Genomic DNA, 19,520 nt, shown 5'->3' on the forward strand with positions numbered 1-19,520 from the left:
CGGCGTCAGACCGTGAGGACGATCTTGCCGCGGGTGCGGCCCGTTGCGCTCAGCTCCCAGGCCTTCGCCGCCTCGGCGAGCGGCAGGGAGTGCTCCACGTTGACCGTCAGCTTTCCCTCGTCCGCGAGCTCGCCCAGGAAGGACAGGTCGGCGGTGTCCGGACGGACCCACAGCTGGTGCGCGCCCTGGGCGGCTGCGGTGTGGTCGACGATGGACACCACCCGGTGCCGCTCCTTGACCAGGGACTGGAGCACCGGGACGACGTCGTCGCCGAAGAAGTCCAGCGCGGCGTCCACCCCTTCGGGCGCCAGCTCGCGCACCCGGTCGGCGAAGCCTTCGCCGTACAGCACCGGCTCGGCGCCCAGCGAGCGCAGGTAGTCGTGGTTGTGCGCGCCGGCCGTGCCGATGACGCGCAGGCCGAGCGCGACGGCGATCTGCACGCCGAGGGAGCCGGTGCCGCCGGCCGCGGAGTGGATGAGCACGGTCTCGCCGGCGACGAGCCCCACGCGGGTGAGCGACTGGTAGGCGGTGAGCCCGGCCAGCGGGATGCCGGCGGCCTGCTCGAAGGTCAGCTCGCGCGGCTTGCGGGCGAGGGTGCGGACGGGGGCGGAGACCAGCTCGGCGTAAGTGCCCAGCTCCACCCACTCCTTGCGGACGTAGCCGTACACCTCGTCGCCGACGGCGTAGTCGAAGGTGTCCTCGCCGACCGCCTCGACGACGCCCGCCACGTCCCAGCCGGGTATGACCGGGTAGCGGACTTCGAGGATCGAGTCGAGGTACCCGGAGGCGAGCTTCCAGTCCACCGGATTCACGCCGGCCGCCTTGACGCGGACGAGGACCTCGCCCGGAGCGACCTTGGGCTCCGGAACCTCGGTGAGGGTGAGGATGTCGGGGGTTCCGTATGCGGTGTATGTGATGGCCTTCATGATCACCCCCAACGAGGGGCCCGAGGCCCGTATTCCGGGCCTGTGGGGCCTATTTCCGGAATCGCCGGTTCCGTGCAGGGGCGCTCAGGCGGGGAGCGTATTGCGGTGCGAGCGGCGGCGGGCCGCGCTGAACAGGGCCTGGATCTGCGCCCCGGACTGCTCCACGTCGTCGAGCGGGGAGGGGAAGGGGATCCGCACGTCGCGGTGCCCGCGCCGTTCCTCCAGGCGCAGGGTGATCCCGTATCGGTCCATGGCGAGGGGCAGCGCGCGCAGGACGGCCGACCCGGCGCCGGGGTGCGCGGCGGGCTGCGGCGGGACCAGGCGCAGCAGGAGGGTGACGAGTTCGGCGTGGTCGTCGAGGAGGTGGGTGAGCATCCCGGCCTCGTAGGGGGCGAGCGGGTCGGGGCAGGCGGCGTCGAGCTCGTCGAGCCCGACGTACGAGCGGACGCCGTCGGCGGTTTCGAGGACGGCCCGGCCGAACTCCACGCAGGTGGCGTCGGAGCCCTCGTCCGCGAGCTCGGCGTACGGGGTGAGCAGGCGGCCGACGAGGGTGACCCGGGCGCGCACGCGGTCCCGTACCGGCGTCGGCGCGATGTCCGTGAACTCCATCCGGATCTCGGGGCGGTGCTCGGCGCGGGCGCCCGGCCCGGCGGGGTGCAGGTGCAGCCGGCCGAGGGGGTCGGTGCCGTCGAGGTGGCGGATCTCCGTGCGCTGCCCGTCGGTGACGACGGTCATGGAGTGCGCGGCGGCCAGGATGGACCGGACCCGCTCGGCGTCGGTGGGGAGCAGCAGGGGCAGGTGCATGTGGATCTCCGTCGTCCCGAGTGGCGAGATGGCACGTACTTAGGCATGCCTAACCTAACCTACTCGGCGGGGTGCGGGTAGACGGGGCTTCTCAGTCGCCTCGTGTCGGTGTTGGGCTGAACGGGTGAAACGCGAGAAGATGGGGGGATGCACATGAAGCGCAAGGCCGAGGCGGCCTGGTGAGCAGGTACGACGTCACCGACGAACAGTGGGAGGGGCTCGCGCAGGTGGTCCCCCTGCGGAGTCGCAACGAGTGGCCCTCCCGGGTGGATCACCGCACGATCCCCACCGTTCCGGGGGCGTCCGCGGCGGAGCAGCGGCGGTTCGTGGTGATCCGGGTCCAGGTCTTCGCGGACGCGCGGGAGGTGGCGGAGTACCTGATCGCGCAGATCCCGGTGCTGCTGGACCTCACGGGCGCGGACGGTGAAGTGGCCAAGCGGATCCTGGACTTCAGCAGCGGCGTGGTCTTCGGGCTGGGCAGCGGGATGCACCGGGTCGACCGCAACGTCTTCCTGCTGGCGCCCGTCGGAACCGAGGTGGAGGGGATCGCGGCCGCGGCCGTCCCCCGATCGTAGGAAGGTCCCGCGGACGGAACGGTTCGCCGCACCCCCGGAGTTCCGGCGAACCGTACCGTCCGGCGCATGACCTCGCGCCCCGCCGCCGTGCCCGCCTCCGCGGTCCTCGCGGCTCCCGCCGCCGTGCCCGCCCCCACGGCGCTCGCCGCACCCTCCGTCGTGCCCGCCTCCGCGGCCCCCTCCGCCGTGCTTGCCGCTGTCCCCTTCGCCGCTCCCGCCTCCTCGGCCTCCGCCGAACTGCCCGGCAGCGACCCTTCCGCCGGGCCCGTCGGCTCCTCAGCGTTCGCCGCCTCGGGCGACCCTGCCGCTTCCGCGGGGCCCGCCGCCCCAGCCGGTACGGGGTTAGCGGAGCACCGGGCCCCGGCCTCGGCCTCGGCCCTGGCCCCGGCCTCGGCCTCGGCCCTGGCCCTGGCCCCGGCCTCGGCCCTGGCCCTGGCCCTGGCCCCGGCCTCGGCCTCGGCCCTGGCCCCGGCCTCGGCCCTGGCCCCAGCTCCGGCCTCGGGCCTGGCTCCGGCCTCGGGCCTGGCCCCAGCTCTGGCTCAGGCCTTGGCTCCGGCTGCGGCCCTGCTCTCGGCCCCGACGCCGGTTCCGGTTCCGCCCCCGGCTCCGGGGCCCGCGCCGGCCTCGGCGATGGTTCCGGCCCAGGGTTCGGGGCCGGCCCCATCCCCGCCCACCGCCGGAGGCACACCGCATCTGCGGCCCGCCGTCACCGAGTTGCGGCTCTCCGCCTACGGGGCGCACCGCGGGGCCCGGTTCGTGCTCGGGCCCGTCACCCTCTTCGCGGGGCCGAGCGGGAGCGGCAAGTCCCAGGTGCTGGAGGCCTACGGGGCGCTGGCCGCGCTCGGCGCCGGGGCCACCCTGGAGGAGGTGTTCCCCGATCCGCGGGCCCGGATCCCCGACCGGGCGGTGCCCGACGCCGAGCGGCGCCGGGGGTTCCGGATCGGCTGCACGGTCGACGGCCCCGCCGGACCGGTCCGGCTCGACCTGGCCGTGCAGGCGGAGCCCGCGCTGCGGATCGTCGGCGAACGGCTCTCCGCGGGCGGGCAGGTGCTCCTCGCCACCGCACTGCGCGACCCCGGGCGGCGGTCCGTCCAGGCGGCCTGGCTGACCGGCGGAGCCACCGGGGTCACCCGGGCCCCGCTCCCCGACGACCGGCTCGGGACCGCCCTGCTCCCGCTGCGCGTGGCCGGGGCCACCGAGGGGCAGCGGCAGGTGCTGGCCGCCGCCGAACAGGTGGTGGTCGCGCTGCGCTCGGTGTTCCCCTGCGACCCCCGCCCGGAGCGGATGCGGAAGCCGGCCGCGCCGGGGGAGGGGCGGCTGCTCGGCGACTGCGCCAATCTGGCCGACGTACTGCGCCGGACCCGGCTGGAGTGCGGCACCCGGTACGGGCTGCTGACCGCGGCCGCCCGTACCGGCTGCGCCGGGTGGGTGGCCGGACTGGACGTACGGGCCTCCGAGGGCGGCCCGGTCACCGGCCTGCTGGACCGGGGTCCGTCGAGGCCCGCCACCGAGCTGGGCCGGCTGGGCGCGGGCGAGCTGCGCTTCCTGGCCCTCGCCCTGGTGCTGCTGACCGGGCCCGGGGTCCTGGACGTGGACCCGGCGGCCGAACTGCCCTCCGCACGGCAGGCGCTGACGGTGCTCGCGGACGGCTTCGACCGGGACCTGGACGGCCGGCAGACCGCCGAACTGCTCCGGCTGGCCGTACTGGCGTGCGGGCGCGGGCAGGTCAGGCTGGCGGCCTCGGCGGGCGAGGCCTGTGCGGCGGCCGCCCGCGGGGTCGCGGGGGTCTCGGTGGTAGACCTGGGGCCATGAGCGAAGAGCGTGGAGCGAATGAACCGGGCGGACCGGGCGGAGCGACCGGACCGACCGGACCGACCGGAGCGACCGGGGCGGACGAGGGGGCCGGCGAGCGGATCGACCGGCTCCAGCGGCGGCTGGCCGAGTTCGCGGCGGCGCGCGGGTGGGAGCCGTACCACACGCCCAAGAACCTGGCGGTGGCGCTGAGCGTCGAGGCGGCCGAACTGGTGGAGATCTTCCAGTGGCTGACGCCGGAACAGTCCGCCAGGGTCATGGAGAAGCCGGACACCGCGCACAGAGTGGCCGATGAGGTGGCCGACGTGCTCGCCTACCTGCTGCAGTTCTGTGAGGTCCTCGGGGTCGATGTGCTGGATGCGCTCGCCGCGAAGATCGAGCGGAACGAGCTGAGGTTCCCCGTCACGGGCCCTCCGGGTGCGGACCGTCACTCTTCGGAGTGATGGTGATATCCACAACCATCTTCGGTGTCCACAATTTCCGAATACCCCTGGCTTTACCGGCCCGTTGCCCTCACTCTGGGTAGTGGAGAGAACGGCGAGATGTCGTGCGGACGGGGGACGGCATATGGACGCGGTACGGCTCATCGCAGCCGGCCGGCACGCGCTGGCGCAGAGCGGGGCTGCATGGGACATCGTGGGCGAGGCCTGGCAGGCGCAGGCGCTCGCGCAGGGCATCGGGAGCTGGCTGGCGGTCACCGGGCCGCCGGAGCTGAGAGCGGAGGCACGGGGGCTGGGCGAAGCGGGGGGCAGAGGCTGCGGGGTGCTCGACCGGGCGGCGCTGCGCGGAGAGGGCAGTGCGCCCGATCTCCCGCCCAGAGCAGCCCAGTTGACCGAGGTGTCGGATGCCCGGCAGGCGCTGCTCGGGCTGCAGGCGCTGCTCGGGGAAGTCGGCATAGCGCTGGTCGGGGTGGCCTGCGGGACGGACGACGAGAGTCTGTACTGGCAGTGCATAGAGTCGATAGACGCGGCCGACGAGTCGAGCGACCGGGTCCGGGCGATCCTGCGCCGGCTGACCGTCCGCGAGCGGGGATCCGCCTCCGGCGTGGCCTGAGCCGCGATGTCGGAGGTGCTCGGTGTGCTCCGGTGGTTCCGGGGTCCGGTGATTGCCGGGGTCCGGGGTGTTCCGGTGGGGTCCCGCCGCGCGCGACGGGACCCGGGCGGTCAGAAGGACCGGTAGGACGGGCGGTGTTCGCTCTCCGGGGTGCGGCCGCCCTGGGGCAGCGGAGCGGCGGGGCTGCGGTCGGTGGAGGACTGGAGGTCGGCGTCGAGCTGCGACAGGTCGGCGTTCAGCGCCGCCATCAGCTCTTCCATTTGCTGCAGCAGACCCTTCGGTGCCCCGCCCTGGGCGGGTACCGAGGACTCCTGGCGTGCGTGGTCGTGTGCTGCCTGCCCGGTCTGACAGTCCTGACGCGCTTGCCGGGGGGTCTCCGGCGCGGACTCCTGGGACATGGCGGCCTCCTCGGCCCTGGCCCTTCCGGAAGGCGGAAGGGGGCGGTGGACGCACCGGCGAAGGGCCGCCGGCGCGCGGGCCGGGCGGTCCGGCTCCGTCCGAGCCAACGATCCCCCTCCGGGCTGGTCACTGGCGCGGGCGGCGGGGAGCACCCGGTTGACTCAGATTCACCCGGCCGGGGACGAAAGGGCAGGATGGAGACATGGATCTCCGTATCTTCACCGAGCCCCAGCAGGGCGCGAGCTACGACACCCTCCTGAGCGTCGCCAAGGCCACCGAGGAGCTGGGCTTCGACGCCTTCTTCCGCTCGGACCACTACCTGCGGATGGGCGCGGCCGACGGCCTGCCCGGCCCCACCGACGCCTGGATCACCCTGGCCGGCCTGGCCCGCGAGACCAAGCGGATCCGGCTGGGCACGCTGATGACGGCCGGCACCTTCCGGCTCCCCGGCGTGCTCGCCATCCAGGTCGCGCAGGTCGACCAGATGTCGGGCGGCCGGATCGAACTCGGCCTGGGCGCGGGCTGGTTCGAGGAGGAGCACAAGGCGTACGGCATCCCCTTCCCGGCCGAGCGCCTCGCCCGGCTGGAGGAGCAGCTGGAGATCATCACCGGTCTGTGGGGCACCGCGCCCGGCGCCACCTTCGACTACGCGGGCGTCCACTACCAGGTGGAGAACTCCCCGGCGCTGCCCAAGCCGGCCCAGGACAGGATCCCGGTCCTGATCGGCGGCCACGGCGCGAAGCGCACCCCGCGCCTCGCCGCCCGGTACGCCGACGAGTTCAACATGCCCTTCGCCTCGATCGCGGACAGCGAGCGGCAGTTCGGCCGGGTCCGCGCGGCCGCCGAGGAGGCCGGACGCAAGCCCGGCGACCTCGTCTACTCCAACGCCCTCGTCGTCTGCGTGGGCAAGGACGACGCCGAGGTGGCCCGGCGGGCCGCCGCCATCGGCCGGGACGTCGCGGAACTCAAGGCCAACGGCCTGGCCGGCTCCCCGGCCGAGGTCGTGGACCGGATCGGAGCCTACGAGGCGGTCGGCTCCTCCCGCCTCTACCTCCAGGTCCTCGACCTCGGCGATCTGGACCACCTGGAGCTGATCTCCTCCCGGGTCCAGTCCCAGCTCGGCTGACGGGAGCGACGACCGTGCCCCGCACCCGCCGCCCGCTCGCCGAGGCCCTCGCCGGCCCCGGCGGGCGGACCGTGCTCCTGGACGGCGGGCTGAGCAACCAGCTAGCCGACCAGGGCTGCGACCTGTCCGGAGGCCTCTGGACGGGCCGGGTCCTCACCGAACGCCCGGAGCAGGTGACGGCCGCCCACACCGCCTACGCCCGGGCCGGCGCCGAGGTGCTGATCACCGCGAGCTACCAGGTGGGGTACGCCGCCCTCGCCCGGCGCGGCCACGGCCCGGAGCACACGACGGCCCTGCTGCGCCGCAGCGTGCGGCTGGCCGACGCGGCGGCCCGGGCGGCGGAGCACCCGGTGTGGGTCGCCGCGTCCGTGGGCCCGTACGGGGCGGTGCTCGCGGACGGCTCCGAGTACCGGGGCCGGTACGGCCTGAGCGTGCGGGAGCTCGCCGACTTCCACCGGCCCCGGATCGCGGCGCTGCTGGCCGCGGGCCCCGACGTCCTGGCCCTGGAGACCGTCCCGGACACCACCGAGGCCGAAGCCCTGCTCACCGTGCTCACGGAGACCGGGGCCCGCGCCTGGCTGAGCTACACGGTGGAGGGCGGCCGCACCCGGGCCGGGCAGCCCCTGGCCGAGGCCTTCGCCCTCGCCGCCGGCTCCCCGCAGGTCATCGCCGTCGGCGTGAACTGCTGCGATCCGGCGGAGGTGCTGCCCGCCCTCGAAGCGGCCGCCGCCGTCACGGCCGCACCCCTGCTGGCCTACCCCAACGACGGCTCGGTCTGGGAGCCCGCCACCGCCACCTGGCGGGCCCCGGCCACCCCCGTCCCCTGGCCCGTGACCGCCTGGCAGCGGGCCGGGGCCCGGCTCATCGGCGGCTGCTGCCGCATCGGCCCCGACCGCATCGCCGAACTGGCCGCTACGCTCGGCTGAGGTCCCAGCGCACCTCGGGCGACCCGCCCCCCGAGGCGACGAGGGTGCTCATCTCCGCTTCCACAGCGGCCAGTTCCTCCGGACGCTCCATCAGGAGCAGCTGCTCGCGGTAGTGCACGAGCGCGCTGAGCAGCAGCTGGGTCTCCCCGGGCTCCAGCGCGCACATCCGGCGCGCGGCGCCGACGGACTCGGCGCGCAGGGCGAGCGCTATGCCGGGCCGGTGGGCGAACTCCTGGCGGCTGTACGCGAACAACGCGACGGCCAGCAGGGGCAGATAGGCCAACGGACTCACCTGGACGAGGACGCGGAAGGCGGCCACCCGCTCCCGGACGGGCAGCGTGCCCGATCCGAGGAGCGCCACCCGGGCGCGCAGCACGGCGTCGTGATTGATGTTCTCCGTGGGATTCATGAGGGAGATTCTGTGAGCCGCGCAGGGCCCCGGACAAGGCTGACCGGCTGTGCCGTCCGTCCTACGAAAACAGCCTCTGACCTGTCATGATGGAGACGTCATCACCCTGGGAGCCGGCCTAGTCCTCGCTCATCACCGCCTCACAGCCGGGACACACCGAGCCGGCGTACTCCGGCGGATACCAGGCGTCGGGATGGTCGGACGGCGTCCAGTCGGCCGTCTCCATGGCGAAGGTGTCCTTGCCGCACATGGTCCGCGGACCCCGCCCGGTGCTGCTCCCCGGAGCGCGGGGGGCAGCGTGCACCCGGTGGACGGACCCCGCCACCGGCTGGTCGAGCTCGTACACGACGACGATGCCGCTCATGATTCGACGGTAGACGCCACCGGAAAATAGGGCGCGGGCAACACCGCTGACCAGCAACAATCGCTCGCATGTTCCTGACGATCTCGACGACCGGCACGGCCGAGCGACCAGCCACCGACCTGGGGTTTCTGCTGCACAAGCACCCCGGCAGGACGCAGGCGTTCTCCACCTCCCACGGCACCGCCCACGTCTTCTACCCCGAGGCCACGGACGAGCGGTGCACGGCGGGGCTGCTGCTGGAGGTGGATCCCGTCGCGCTCGTGCGGCGTGGTCAGGGCAAGGGGCAGGGCGGGACGCCCGATGCCGCGCTCGCGCAGTACGTCAACGACCGGCCCTACGCCGCCTCCTCGTTGCTGGCCGTCGCGCTGAGCGGGGTGTTCCGCAGTGCGCTGAAGGGGCAGTGCGCGGCCCGTCCCGAGCTGCCCGGCGAGGTGCGCCCGCTGCGGGTCGAGATCCCGGTGCTGCCCGCCCGGGGCGGCGTCGAGCTCGTGCGCCGGCTGTTCGGGCCGCTCGGCTGGGACACGGTCACGGCCACCCCGGTCGCGCTCGACGAGACCTTCCCGGAGTGGGGGGGCTCCCGGTACGTGCGCCTCGTCCTGGAGGGCGAGCTGCGCCTGTCCGACGCGCTGCGCGGGCTGTACGTCCTGCTGCCCGTCCTCGACGACTCCAAGCACTACTGGATCGCCTCCGACGAGGTGGACAAGCTGATGCGCGCCGGGGACGGCTGGCTCGCCGAGCACCCGGAGAGCGGGCTGATCACCTCCCGCTACCTGGCCCGCCACAAGCGGCTGACCCAGGACGCCCTGGAGCGGCTGGAGTTGGTCCGCCTCGCCGAGGCCGACGGGAGCGAGGTCGAGGAGATCGACAACGCCGTCGACGAGGCCACCGACACCGAGGAGAAGCCCGTACCGCTCGCCGTGCTGCGCCGCGAGGCGATCCTCGCCGCGCTGGGAGCGGCCGGTGCGGCACGCGTCCTCGACCTGGGCTGCGGCCAGGGCCAGCTGCTGCAGGCACTGCTCAAGGACCCGGCGTACACCGAGATCGTCGGCGTGGACGTGTCCGTCCGGGCGCTGAACATCGCCGCCAAGCGGCTGCGGCTGGAGCGGATGGGGGAGCGGCAGAGCTCCCGCGTGCGGCTGACGCAGGGCTCGCTCGCGTACACCGACAAGCGGCTCGCCGGTTACGACGCGGCCGTGCTCAGCGAGGTCATCGAGCACCTGGACCCGGAGCGGCTGCCCGCCCTGGAGTACGCAGTGTTCGGCTCGGCCCGCCCCCGTACGGTCCTCGTGACCACGCCGAACGTCGAGTACAACGTCCGCTGGGAGACCCTGCCCGCCGGGCACGCCCGGCACGGCGACCACCGCTTCGAGTGGACCCGCGAGGAGTTCCGGGCCTGGGCCGGGGACGTCGCCTCCCGGCACGGCTACGGCGTCGCGTACCTGCCCGTCGGGGACGACGACCCCGAGGTGGGGCCGCCGACCCAGATGGCCGTCTTCACCCTGAACACCGCCACCACCGGCACCGAGACCCCGAAGGAGGGCAAGGCAGCATGACCGACACCGACACCGCCCCCACCGCAGACCGCAAGCGCGTGCTCCCCGTCACCGACCTGTCCCTCGTCGTCCTGATCGGGGCCACCGGCTCGGGCAAGTCCACCTTCGCCCGCAGGCACTTCAAGCCCACCGAGGTCATCTCCTCCGACTACTGCCGCGGCCTGGTCGCCGACGACGAGAACGACCAGAGCGCCAGCAAGGACGCCTTCGAGGTCCTGCACTACATCGCGGGCAAGCGGCTCGCCGCCGGCCGCCTCACCGTGGTCGACGCCACCAGCGTCCAGGCCGAGTCCCGCCGGCAGCTGGTCCAGCTGGCCCGGGAGTACGACGTCCTGCCCATCGCGATCGTCCTCGACCTGCCCGAGGAAGTCTGCGCGGAGCGCAACGCGGGCCGGCCGGAGCGGGCGAAGCTGCCGCGCGCCGTCATCCAGCGCCACCGCCGCGATCTGCGGCGTTCGCTGCGCGGCCTGGAGCGCGAGGGCTTCCGCAAGGTGCACGTGCTGCGTACACCGGAGGAGGTCGAGTCGGCCGAAGTGGTCCTGGAGAAGCGCTTCAACGACCTCACCCACCTCACCGGCCCCTTCGACATCATCGGCGACATCCACGGCTGTTCCTCCGAGCTGGAGACCCTGCTCGCCAAGCTCGGCTACGAGGACGGGGCCCACCCCGAGGGCCGCACCGCCGTGTTCGTCGGCGACCTCGTCGACCGCGGCCCGGACAGCCCCGGCGTACTGCGCCGCGTGATGGGGATGGCCGGCTCCGGCAACGCCCTCTGCGTGCCCGGAAACCACGAGAACAAGCTCGCCCGCTACCTCAAGGGATCGAAGGTCCAGCAGACCCACGGCCTCGCCGAGACGATCGAGCAGCTCGACAAGGAGCCGCCGGAGTTCGTCCAGGAGGTCCGCGCCTTCATCCAGGGCCTGGTCAGCCACTACGTCCTCGACGGCGGGAAGCTCGTCGTCTGCCACGCCGGGCTGCCCGAGAAGTACCACGGCCGCACCTCCGGCCGGGTGCGCTCGCACGCCCTGTACGGGGAGACCACCGGCGAGACCGACGAGTTCGGGCTGCCCGTGCGCTACCCGTGGGCCGAGGACTACCGGGGCAAGGCCGTCGTGGTCTACGGCCACACGCCGGTCCCGGACACCGCCTGGATCAACAACACCATCTGCCTCGACACCGGAGCCGTCTTCGGCGGGCGGATGACCGCCCTGCGCTGGCCCGAGCGCGAACTGGTCGACGTACCGGCCGAGAAGGTCTGGTACGAGCCGGTCAAGCCGCTCGTCACCGAAGTGCCCGGCGGGCACGACGGCCGTCCGCTCGACCTGGCCGACGTCCAGGGCCGCCGGATCGTGGAGACCCGGCACCTGGGCAACGTCAACGTCCGCGAGGAGAACGCGGCCGCCGCCCTGGAGGTGATGAGCCGCTTCGCCGTGGACCCGCGCCTGGTCCCGTACCTCCCGCCGACCATGGCGCCGACGGCCACCTCCACGGAAGAGGGCTACCTGGAGCACCCCGCCGAGGCCTTCGCGCAGTACCGCAAGGACGGGATCGCGCAGGTCGTCTGCGAGGAGAAGCACATGGGCTCCCGCGCCACCGTGCTGCTCTGCAAGGACGCCGCGGCGGCCCGCGAGCGGTTCGGGGTCGACGGCCCCACCGGGTCGGTGTACACCCGCACCGGACGGCCCTTCTTCAAGGACCCCGAGGTCACCGAGGAGGTCCTCGGCCGGCTGCGCTCGGCGGTCACCGACGCGGGGCTGTGGGAGGAGCTCGACACGGACTGGCTGCTCGTCGACGGCGAGCTGCTGCCCTGGTCGCTGAAGTCCACCGGCCTGTTGCGCAACCAGTACGCCGCCGTGGGCGCGGCCTCCGGCGCCGTGTTCCCGGAGGTCATCGCCGCCCTGGAGGCGGCCGCGGCCCGGGGCGCCGGCACCGGGGAGCTCCTGGAGCGCCAGCGCGGGCGGGCCGCCGACGCGGCCCGGTTCACCCAGGCGTACCGGCGCTACTGCTGGAGCACCGAGGGGCTGGACGGCGTACGGTTCGCCCCGTTCCAGCTGCTGGCGGCGGCCGGGCGCTCGCTGGCGGCCGTACCCCACGACGAGCAGCTGTTCTGGCTGGACCGGCTCGTCGCCGCCGACGAGGCCGCCGGGACCGGACTGCTGCGCCGCACCGGCCGGATCCTGGTGGACACCGCCGACGAGGCCTCGGTACGGGCGGGCACCGACTGGTGGCTGGCGCTGACGGAGGCCGGCGGCGAGGGCATGGTCGTCAAACCGCTCCAGGCGTACGCCAAGGACGGCAGGGGCCGGCTCGTGCAGCCGGGGCTGAAGGTGCGCGGACGCGAGTACCTGCGGATCATCTACGGTCCCGAGTACACGCGCCCGGACCACCTGGAGCGGCTGCGCGGGCGCCACCTCGGGCACAAGCGCTCGCTCGCCCTGCGCGAGTACGCGCTCGGCCTGGAGGCCGTGGACCGGCTGGCGGCGGGGGAGCCGCTGTGGCGGGTCCACGAGGCGGTCTTCGCGGTCCTCGCGCTGGAGTCGGAGCCGGTGGACCCGCGGCTCTGACGGGCCGGGACCAGCTTCCGGAGGCGTCAAGGAAGGTCCCCCGTACGGCCGCTCATTAGGTCGTATGGGGGAACTTTCGCGGAGAACTCCGGGAAAACCACCGGCGGGATCGTTCATCCAGGGCAGCGGAATGTCCGCGACCCTGGAAGGACGGAACGTCACCTATGAAGATGACCGCGCGCGGAAGCATTGCGGCACTCATGACCTGTATGGCTGCGGCCGGCGCGGCCACCCCGGCCATGGCCGACGCGGTACCGGTGGGAGTCCCCCTGGACGCGGTGCGGACCACGCTCGGCGTGGACCTCCCGCACCTGGCCACCGGTGTCCCGGTGCCGGTGGTCGGCGCGCCCCAGGCGCCCGTGCACCACAAGGGCGACATGCTCCCGACCCCGCTGCTGCCGGCGGTGCCGATCGGCACGGAGCTCGGCGACACCCTCCTCACCTCCCCGGTGCCGAACCTGGCCGGCAAGCCCGAGACGGACGGCGAGGGCTCGCTCGACGCGCCCGCGACCACCGTGCGCACCCGCACCCCGGGACTGCTCGTCGGCTCCCCACTGACCATGCCCGACGCGTCCAACTACGGTCTGCCGAACCTGACCGCCCCCGCGCTGGGCGTCATCGCCCCGGACCTCACCGGAACCCCGGAGGCCTTGCTCGGCCTGCGCTGACGGAGCAGCCGGGCCGAACCTGCTGGGCCGACGCCACGTCAAAAAGCCGCCCGGTCTGCGAACGTGTACGGCATGGGATTCCATGTCGATTCCGAGACCGGGCGGCTTCGCCGCGTCATCCTCCACCGGCCCGACCTGGAGCTGAAGCGGCTCACACCGAGCAACAAGGACGCACTGCTCTTCGACGACGTGCTGTGGGTGCGCCGGGCCCGCCAGGAGCACGACGGCTTCGCCGACGTCCTGCGCGACCGGGGCGTCGAGGTCCACCTCTTCGGTGACCTGCTCATGGAGGCCCTGGACATCCCGGAGGCGAGACACCTCGTCCTGGACCGGGTCTTCGACGAGAAGGAGTACGGCCCGCTCGCCACCGACCACCTGCGGGCGGTCTTCGACGGACTGTCCTCGGCGGACCTGGCCGAGGCGCTGATCGGCGGGATGACCAAGCGGGAGTTCCTGGAGCGGCACGCGGAGCCGGTGTCGGTCCGCTTCCACGCCCTGGAGCTGGACGGCTTCCTGCTGGGCCCGCTGCCCAACCACCTCTTCACCCGGGACACCTCCGCCTGGATCTACGACGGGGTCTCCATCAACGCCATGCGCTGGCCGGCCCGGCAGCGCGAGACCGTGCACTTCGAGGCCATCTACAAGCACCACCCGCTCTTCACCGGCTCCGGGCCCTTCCACACCTGGTCCCAGGGGCAGGCCGACTACCCCTCCACCATCGAGGGCGGCGACGTCCTGGTCATCGGCAACGGCGCCGTCCTGATCGGGATGAGCGAGCGGACCACCCCGCAGGCGGTGGAGATGCTGGCGCGCGGGCTGTTCGCCGCCGGATCGGCGACCACGATCGTGGCGCTCGACATGCCCAAGCGGCGCGCGTTCATGCACCTGGACACGGTGATGACGATGGTCGACGGAGATACGTTCACCCAGTACGCGGGCCTGGGCATGCTGCGCTCCTACACGATCGAGCCGGGTGACGGCGCGAGCGAGCTGAAGGTGACCGACCACCCGCCGGAGCACATGCACCGGGCGGTCGCCGCCGCCCTCGGGCTGGACTCGATCCGGGTGCTCACGGCGACCCAGGACGTGCACGCCGCCGAGCGCGAGCAGTGGGACGACGGCTGCAACGTGCTGGCGGTGGAGCCGGGGGTGGTCGTCGCCTACGAGCGGAACGTGACGACCAACACCCACCTGCGGAAGGAAGGGATCGAGGTCATCGAGATCCCGGGGAGCGAGCTGGGCCGGGGGCGGGGCGGGCCGCGCTGCATGAGCTGCCCGGTGGAGCGGGACGCGGTGGCCTAGCCGGCCGGGGGAGCAGGGCCGGGAGCAGGGCGGGGGGCCGGGGCGGGTGGTCCGGGCCGGGCGGAGAACTCCGCGCGACCAGCTCTGTATATCAATGCAGAGGATCGTATAGACTTCCAGCATCCCCTGTCACCGTGACTCTGGAGCGCCCCCATGGCCACCGATCTTGCCGGCCGTAGTTTCCTCAAGGAGCTCGACTTCACCGCCGCCGAGTTCCGCGGCCTGGTCGAGCTCGCCGCCGAACTCAAGGCGGCCAAGAAGGCCGGGACCGAGCGGCGCCTCCTCCAGGGCAAGAACATCGCCCTGATCTTCGAGAAGACCTCCACGCGCACCCGCTGCGCCTTCGAGGTCGCCGCCGCCGATCAGGGCGCCCACACCACGTACCTCGACCCCGCGGGCTCCCAGATGGGCCACAAGGAATCGGTCCGGGACACCGCGCGGGTGCTGGGCCGGATGTTCGACGGCATCCAGTACCGGGGCGACGCCCAGGACACCGTCGACCAGCTCGCCGCCCACGCCGGCGTGCCCGTCTTCAACGGCCTCACCGACGACTGGCACCCCACCCAGATGCTGGCCGACGTGCTCACGATGACCGAGCACTGCGCCAAGCCGCTGGAGCGGATCGCCTTCGCCTACCTCGGTGACGCCCGCTTCAACATGGGCAACTCCTACCTGGTGACCGGCGCGCTGCTGGGCATGGACGTACGGATCGTCGCGCCGCGGCACTACTGGCCGGCCGAGCCCGTGGTGGCCGCGGCCCGGGAGCTGGCGGCCGCCAGCGGCGCCCGCGTCACGCTCACCGAGGACCTCGAGGAGGGCGTCGGGCAGGCCGACTTCGTGGTGACCGACATCTGGGTGTCCATGGGGGAGCCCAAGGAGGTCTGGGACGAGCGGATCGAGGCGCTGAGCCCGTATGCCGTCACCATGGACGTGCTGCGCGCCACCGGGAACCCGGACGTGAAGTTCATGCACTGCCTGCCGGCCTTCCACGACCTCGGCACCAAGGTGGCCCGGGAGATCCATGAGCGGCACGGGCTGGACTCGCTGGAGGTGACGGACGAGGTGTTCGAGTCCGCGCACTCCGTCGTCTTCGACGAGGCGGAGAACCGGCTGCACACCATCAAGGCCGTGCTCGTCGCGACCCTGGGGGAGCCGGCCGCGCAGCCGGCTGCATAGTCGGCCGCATAGTCATGCGCCGGGCCCGGGACCGCCCTAGGCGGCCGGGCGGGACGGCAGGGTGAACCACACGGCCTTGCCGTGCGGGGTGGCGCGGTGCCCGCAGGCCGAGCTCAGGGTCCGGATCAGCAGCAGGCCGCGGCCGTGCTCCTGCCAGGGGTCGGGATGGGCCCCGTCCGGGCCGGGGGCGGTCAGGTCGGCGGGGGGCTGCGGATCCCCGTCGTGGACCTCGACCTGGCATCCGTTGGCCAGCAGTTCCACGACGAGCTCGATGGGGGCGTCGCCCGGCGTGTGCTCCACGGCGTTGGCGACCAGTTCGGCGGTGAGCAGTTCGGCGGTGTCGCTGTCGGCGGGCGCGTCGATGTCGGCGAGGGCCGTACGGACCAGGGCGCGGGCGATGGGTACGGCCGCTGTCGTGTGCGGCAGGGCTATCCGCCAGGCGGAGGCGTCGGGCAAGGCAGGACCGTCCGTTCCGTGGGGGTAGGGGCAGGGGGCGTAGGGGGTGCTGCGGGGGAAATCCTGTTTTCAACGATACGAAGTGGAAATGTCGCGCTGTAGGGCACCCCGACGCGATCACAAGGGACGTCGGGCACACCGGATGGGGACCTTCGGTACGTGTGGCGCCCGGGCCCGGGCACGGACCCACAGTTATCGCGCATCCCTGACGACAGTCATGGACCGGTGATACCTTCGGGAGGGTGAGTCCCTTCCTCGGTTCCACACCCGCGACCGAACGCTGGAGCCACCTCCGTGTGGACCGGCGGGACGGAGTCGCCACCGTCACCCTCGACCGCCCCGAGAAACTCAACGCGCTCACCTTCGGCGCCTACGCCGACCTGCGCGATCTGCTCGCCGAACTCTCCAGGGAGCGGTCCGTACGCGCCCTCGTGCTCGGCGGCGAAGGCCGCGGCTTCTGCTCCGGAGGCGACGTCGACGAGATCATCGGCGCCACCCTCGCGATGGACACCGCCCAGCTCCTCGACTTCAACCGGATGACCGGACAGGTCGTGCGCGCCCTGCGCGAATGCCCCTTCCCGGTCATCGCCGCCGTCCACGGGGTCGCCGCCGGCGCCGGGGCCGTCATCGCGCTCGCCGCCGACTTCCGCATCGCCGACCCCAGCGCCCGCTTCGCCTTCCTCTTCACCCGGGTCGGCCTCTCCGGCGGGGACATGGGCGCCGCCTACCTGCTGCCCCGGGTCGTCGGGCTCGGGCACGCCACCCGGCTGCTGATGCTGGGGGAACAGGTCAGGGCGGCGGAGGCCGAGCGGATCGGGCTGCTCAGCGAGGTCACCGAGGAGGGCAAGGCCCACGTCCGCGCGGCGGAGCTCGCCGCGCACCTCGCCGCCGGCCCGGCCCTCGCGTACGCGCAGACCAAGGCGCTGCTGACCGCCGAACTGGACATGCCGCTCGCCGCCTCGGTGGAACTCGACGCGAACACCCAGGCCCTGCTGATGAACGGCGAGGACTACCGCGAGTTCCACGCGGCCTTCACCGGGAAGCGGCCGCCCCGGTGGAAGGGCAGGTAGTTCGATGGGCACCGGCGAGATGGGCACCGGCGCGATGAGCACCGGCCGGGAGAGCACCGCCCGGGAGCGCGCCGCCCTGCGGGTCGCCGTGGTCGGCGGGGGTCCGGGCGGGCTGTACGCCGCCGCGCTGCTGGCCCGGCAGGGGCACGCGGTGGACCTGTGGGAGAAGAACGCCCCCGACGACACCTTCGGCTTCGGGGTGGTCCTCTCCGACGAGACCCTCGGCGGGATCGAGGCGGCCGACGCCGTGGTCCACGCGGCCCTGAGCGCCGAGTTCGTCCGCTGGGACGACATCGACATCGTGCACCGCGGCCAGCCGCTGACCTCCGGGGGACACGGCTTCGCCGCGCTCGGGCGGCGCCGGCTCCTGGAGATCCTGCACGAGCGCTGCGTCGGCCTCGGGGTCCGGCTGCGCTTCCGCACCCCGGCCCCCGGCCCCGAGGTGCTCGCGGCCTCGTACGACCTGGTCGTCGCGGCCGACGGGGTGCACAGCCGGATCCGGGAGGCCGCGGCGGAGCACTACGGGCCCACGGTGACCGGCGGCCGGTGCCGCTACATCTGGCTGGCCGCCGACTTCGCCCTCGACGCCTTCCGCTTCGAGATCGCGGAGACCGAGCACGGCGTGATGCAGCTGCACGCCTACCCGTATGAGGCGGACTCCTCCACCGTGATCGTCGAGATGCGCGAGGAGGTCTGGCACGCTGCCGGCTTCGACCTCTGCGACGAGGCGGAATCGGCGGCGCGCTGCGCGAAGATCTTCGGCGAGGCGCTGCGGGGACGGCCGCTGCGCGGCAACGGCTCCGCCTGGACGCGGTTCCGTACGGTGGTCAACGCGCGCTGGTCGCACGGCAACACGGTGCTGATCGGCGACGCCGCGCACACCGCGCACTTCTCGATCGGCTCCGGCACCAAACTGGCGGTGGAGGACGCGCTCGCGCTGGCGCGGGCGGTGGAGGCGGAAGCGGACGTCCCGGCCGCCCTGGAGGCCTACGAGGCCGCCCGGCGGCCGGCCGTGGCCTCCACGCAGCGGGCGGCGGCCGCCAGCATGCGGTGGTTCGAGGAACTCGCGGGGTACGTCGATCAGCCCGCCCGGCAGTTCGCCTTCAACCTCCTCACCCGCAGCCTGCGGGTCACCCACGGCAACCTGGCGCTGCGCGATCCGCGCTTCACCCGGGCGGTGGAGCGCGACTTCGGCTGCCCGGAGGAGCAGGGGGAGCAGGGAACCCCGCCGATGTTCACGCCGTTCACCCTGCGGGGACTGACCCTGCGCAACCGGGTCGTGGTGTCCCCGATGGACATGTACTCGGCTTCGGCGAACGGCGGTGACGGGGTACCGGGCGACTTCCACCTGGTGCACCTCGGCGCGCGGGCGCTGGGCGGGGCCGCCCTGGTGATGACCGAGATGGTCTGCGTCAGCGCCGAGGGCCGGATCACCCCCGGCTGCACGGGCCTCTACACCGCGGAACAGGCGGCCGCCTGGGCGCGGATCGCCGACTTCGTGCACACCTCGGCGCCCGGCACCGCGCTGGGCGTCCAGCTCGGCCACTCGGGCCGCAAGGGCTCGACCCGGGTGATGTGGGAGGGCATGGACGACCCGCTCCCCGAGGGGAACTGGCCGCTGACGGCCGCCTCCGCGCTGCCCTACCGCCCCGGGGTCTCGGCCGTGCCCCGGGCCATGGACGCCGCCGACCTCGCCGCCGTCCGCTCCGACTTCGCGGCCGCCGCCGTGCGGGCCGCGCACAGCGGCTTCGACCTGCTGGAACTGCACTGCGCGCACGGCTACCTGCTCTCCGGCTTCCTCTCCCCGCTGACCAACCACCGCACCGACGCCTACGGCGGCCCGCTGGAGAACCGGCTCCGCTTCCCGCTGGAGGTCTTCGACGAGGTCCGCGCCGTCTGGCCCGCGGACCGGCCGATGACGGTCCGCCTCTCGGCCACCGACTGGGCGCCCGGCGGCACCTCGCCGGAGGAGGCGGTGGCCATCGCCCGGGCCTTCGCGGCCCACGGCGCCGACGCCATCGACGTCTCGACGGGCCAGGTGGTCGCGGAAGAGGCCCCCGAGTACGGGCGCGCGTACCAGACCCCGTACGCGGACCGGATCCGCAATGCCCTGGGCGTCCCGGTGATCGCGGTCGGGGCGATCTCCTCCTGGGACGACGTCAACTCCCTGCTGCTGGCGGGCCGGGCGGACCTCTGCGCACTCGGCCGGCCCCACCTCTACGACCCGCACTGGACCCTGCACGCGGCCGCCGACCAGTCCTACACCGGCCCGGCCGCACCCTGGCCCGCCCCTTACCGCGCCGGCAGCCGCAAACCGCCGACGGGCCGGGGGTAGCC

General features: G+C 73.5%; 19 protein-coding genes. 13 read left to right on the forward strand and 6 right to left on the reverse strand.

All coding sequences use genetic code 11. The features are described 5' to 3' along the window. Positions 1-5: 5 nt before the first annotated feature. Both NLX94_RS20815 and NLX94_RS20820 read right to left on the reverse strand, forming a co-directional pair. A complete protein-coding gene (locus NLX94_RS20815; protein WP_254384494.1) occupies positions 6-926 on the reverse strand; it encodes an NADP-dependent oxidoreductase in 921 nt (306 codons plus the stop codon). An 84-nt stretch (positions 927-1,010) separates the two neighbouring features. Then, positions 1,011-1,730 (reverse strand): DUF2470 domain-containing protein, encoded by a 720-nt coding sequence (locus tag NLX94_RS20820; protein ID WP_254384495.1) that lies wholly within the window; start codon positions 1,728-1,730, stop codon positions 1,011-1,013. Between the two features lie 179 nt (positions 1,731-1,909). Here NLX94_RS20820 and NLX94_RS20825 point away from each other — a divergent pair, with 179 nt between their 5' ends. From NLX94_RS20825 to NLX94_RS20840, 4 genes are all read left to right on the forward strand, one after another. Continuing rightward, positions 1,910-2,305 (forward strand): cell division protein SepF, encoded by a 396-nt coding sequence (locus tag NLX94_RS20825; RefSeq protein WP_250742110.1) that lies wholly within the window; start codon positions 1,910-1,912, stop codon positions 2,303-2,305. A gap of 630 nt (positions 2,306-2,935) precedes the next feature. After that, the gene (locus NLX94_RS20830) at positions 2,936-4,117 is read left to right on the forward strand and encodes an ATP-binding protein (RefSeq protein WP_254384654.1); all 1,182 of its coding nucleotides are present in this window, start codon (positions 2,936-2,938) and stop codon (positions 4,115-4,117) included. Then, positions 4,114-4,560, forward strand: coding sequence for a nucleotide pyrophosphohydrolase (locus tag NLX94_RS20835; RefSeq protein WP_308402474.1), 447 nt, complete (start codon positions 4,114-4,116; stop codon positions 4,558-4,560). The genes NLX94_RS20830 and NLX94_RS20835 overlap by 4 nt, the downstream gene beginning before the upstream one ends. A gap of 124 nt (positions 4,561-4,684) precedes the next feature. Then, positions 4,685-5,170, forward strand: coding sequence for a DUF6099 family protein (locus tag NLX94_RS20840; RefSeq protein ID WP_254384496.1), 486 nt, complete (start codon positions 4,685-4,687; stop codon positions 5,168-5,170). Positions 5,171-5,280: 110 nt separating this feature from the next. Here the strand turns inward: NLX94_RS20840 and NLX94_RS20845 are convergent, their stop codons facing one another. After that, positions 5,281-5,568, reverse strand: a complete 288-nt coding sequence (locus NLX94_RS20845) for a hypothetical protein (protein ID WP_254384667.1) — start codon at positions 5,566-5,568, stop codon at positions 5,281-5,283. Positions 5,569-5,771: 203 nt separating this feature from the next. Here NLX94_RS20845 and NLX94_RS20850 point away from each other — a divergent pair, with 203 nt between their 5' ends. Further along, entirely contained in the window at positions 5,772-6,695 is a 924-nt protein-coding gene (locus NLX94_RS20850) for an LLM class F420-dependent oxidoreductase (protein ID WP_254384497.1), read from the forward strand. A 14-nt stretch (positions 6,696-6,709) separates the two neighbouring features. Continuing rightward, complete coding sequence (gene mmuM / locus NLX94_RS20855) at positions 6,710-7,621, forward strand: homocysteine S-methyltransferase (protein WP_254384498.1); 912 nt, start codon at positions 6,710-6,712, stop codon at positions 7,619-7,621. Here the strand turns inward: mmuM and NLX94_RS20860 are convergent. Both NLX94_RS20860 and NLX94_RS20865 read right to left on the reverse strand, forming a co-directional pair. Beyond that, a complete protein-coding gene (locus tag NLX94_RS20860; protein ID WP_254384499.1) occupies positions 7,608-8,030 on the reverse strand; it encodes a hypothetical protein in 423 nt (140 codons plus the stop codon). The genes mmuM and NLX94_RS20860 overlap by 14 nt on opposite strands. A gap of 118 nt (positions 8,031-8,148) precedes the next feature. After that, on the reverse strand, positions 8,149-8,394 hold the full coding sequence (locus NLX94_RS20865) for a hypothetical protein (protein ID WP_254384500.1): 246 nt from the start codon (positions 8,392-8,394) through the stop codon (positions 8,149-8,151). Positions 8,395-8,462: 68 nt separating this feature from the next. Between NLX94_RS20865 and NLX94_RS20870 the strand changes: the two genes are divergently transcribed. The 5 genes from NLX94_RS20870 (at position 8,463) to argF (ending at position 15,657) form a co-directional block, all read left to right on the forward strand. Beyond that, positions 8,463-9,947, forward strand: a complete 1,485-nt coding sequence (locus NLX94_RS20870; RefSeq protein WP_254384501.1) for a 3' terminal RNA ribose 2'-O-methyltransferase Hen1 — start codon at positions 8,463-8,465, stop codon at positions 9,945-9,947. Beyond that, entirely contained in the window at positions 9,944-12,511 is a 2,568-nt protein-coding gene (locus NLX94_RS20875) for a polynucleotide kinase-phosphatase (RefSeq protein WP_254384502.1), read from the forward strand. Before NLX94_RS20870 ends, NLX94_RS20875 begins: the two co-directional genes overlap by 4 nt. 200 nt (positions 12,512-12,711) lie before the next feature. Beyond that, positions 12,712-13,179, forward strand: coding sequence for a hypothetical protein (locus tag NLX94_RS20880; RefSeq protein WP_254384503.1), 468 nt, complete (start codon positions 12,712-12,714; stop codon positions 13,177-13,179). A 72-nt stretch (positions 13,180-13,251) separates the two neighbouring features. Further along, positions 13,252-14,481, forward strand: a complete 1,230-nt coding sequence (locus NLX94_RS20885; RefSeq protein WP_254384504.1) for an arginine deiminase — start codon at positions 13,252-13,254, stop codon at positions 14,479-14,481. Positions 14,482-14,634: 153 nt separating this feature from the next. Beyond that, complete coding sequence (argF, locus tag NLX94_RS20890) at positions 14,635-15,657, forward strand: ornithine carbamoyltransferase (protein WP_254384505.1); 1,023 nt, start codon at positions 14,635-14,637, stop codon at positions 15,655-15,657. A 36-nt stretch (positions 15,658-15,693) separates the two neighbouring features. On the opposite strand, the gene NLX94_RS20895 is transcribed toward argF, so the two are convergent. Next, a complete protein-coding gene (locus NLX94_RS20895; protein WP_254384506.1) occupies positions 15,694-16,113 on the reverse strand; it encodes an ATP-binding protein in 420 nt (139 codons plus the stop codon). Between the two features lie 242 nt (positions 16,114-16,355). Between NLX94_RS20895 and NLX94_RS20900 the strand changes: the two genes are divergently transcribed. Together NLX94_RS20900 and NLX94_RS20905 are read left to right on the forward strand one after the other, a co-directional pair. Continuing rightward, the gene (locus tag NLX94_RS20900; protein WP_254384507.1) at positions 16,356-17,183 is read left to right on the forward strand and encodes an enoyl-CoA hydratase family protein; all 828 of its coding nucleotides are present in this window, start codon (positions 16,356-16,358) and stop codon (positions 17,181-17,183) included. Between the two features lie 34 nt (positions 17,184-17,217). Continuing rightward, positions 17,218-19,518, forward strand: a complete 2,301-nt coding sequence (locus tag NLX94_RS20905) for a bifunctional salicylyl-CoA 5-hydroxylase/oxidoreductase (protein WP_254384656.1) — start codon at positions 17,218-17,220, stop codon at positions 19,516-19,518. Positions 19,519-19,520 lie beyond the last annotated feature (2 nt).

The organism is Streptomyces sp. TBY4 (genome assembly GCF_024213195.1).
In the GTDB taxonomy this organism is placed as follows: Bacteria; Actinomycetota; Actinomycetes; order Streptomycetales; family Streptomycetaceae; genus Streptomyces.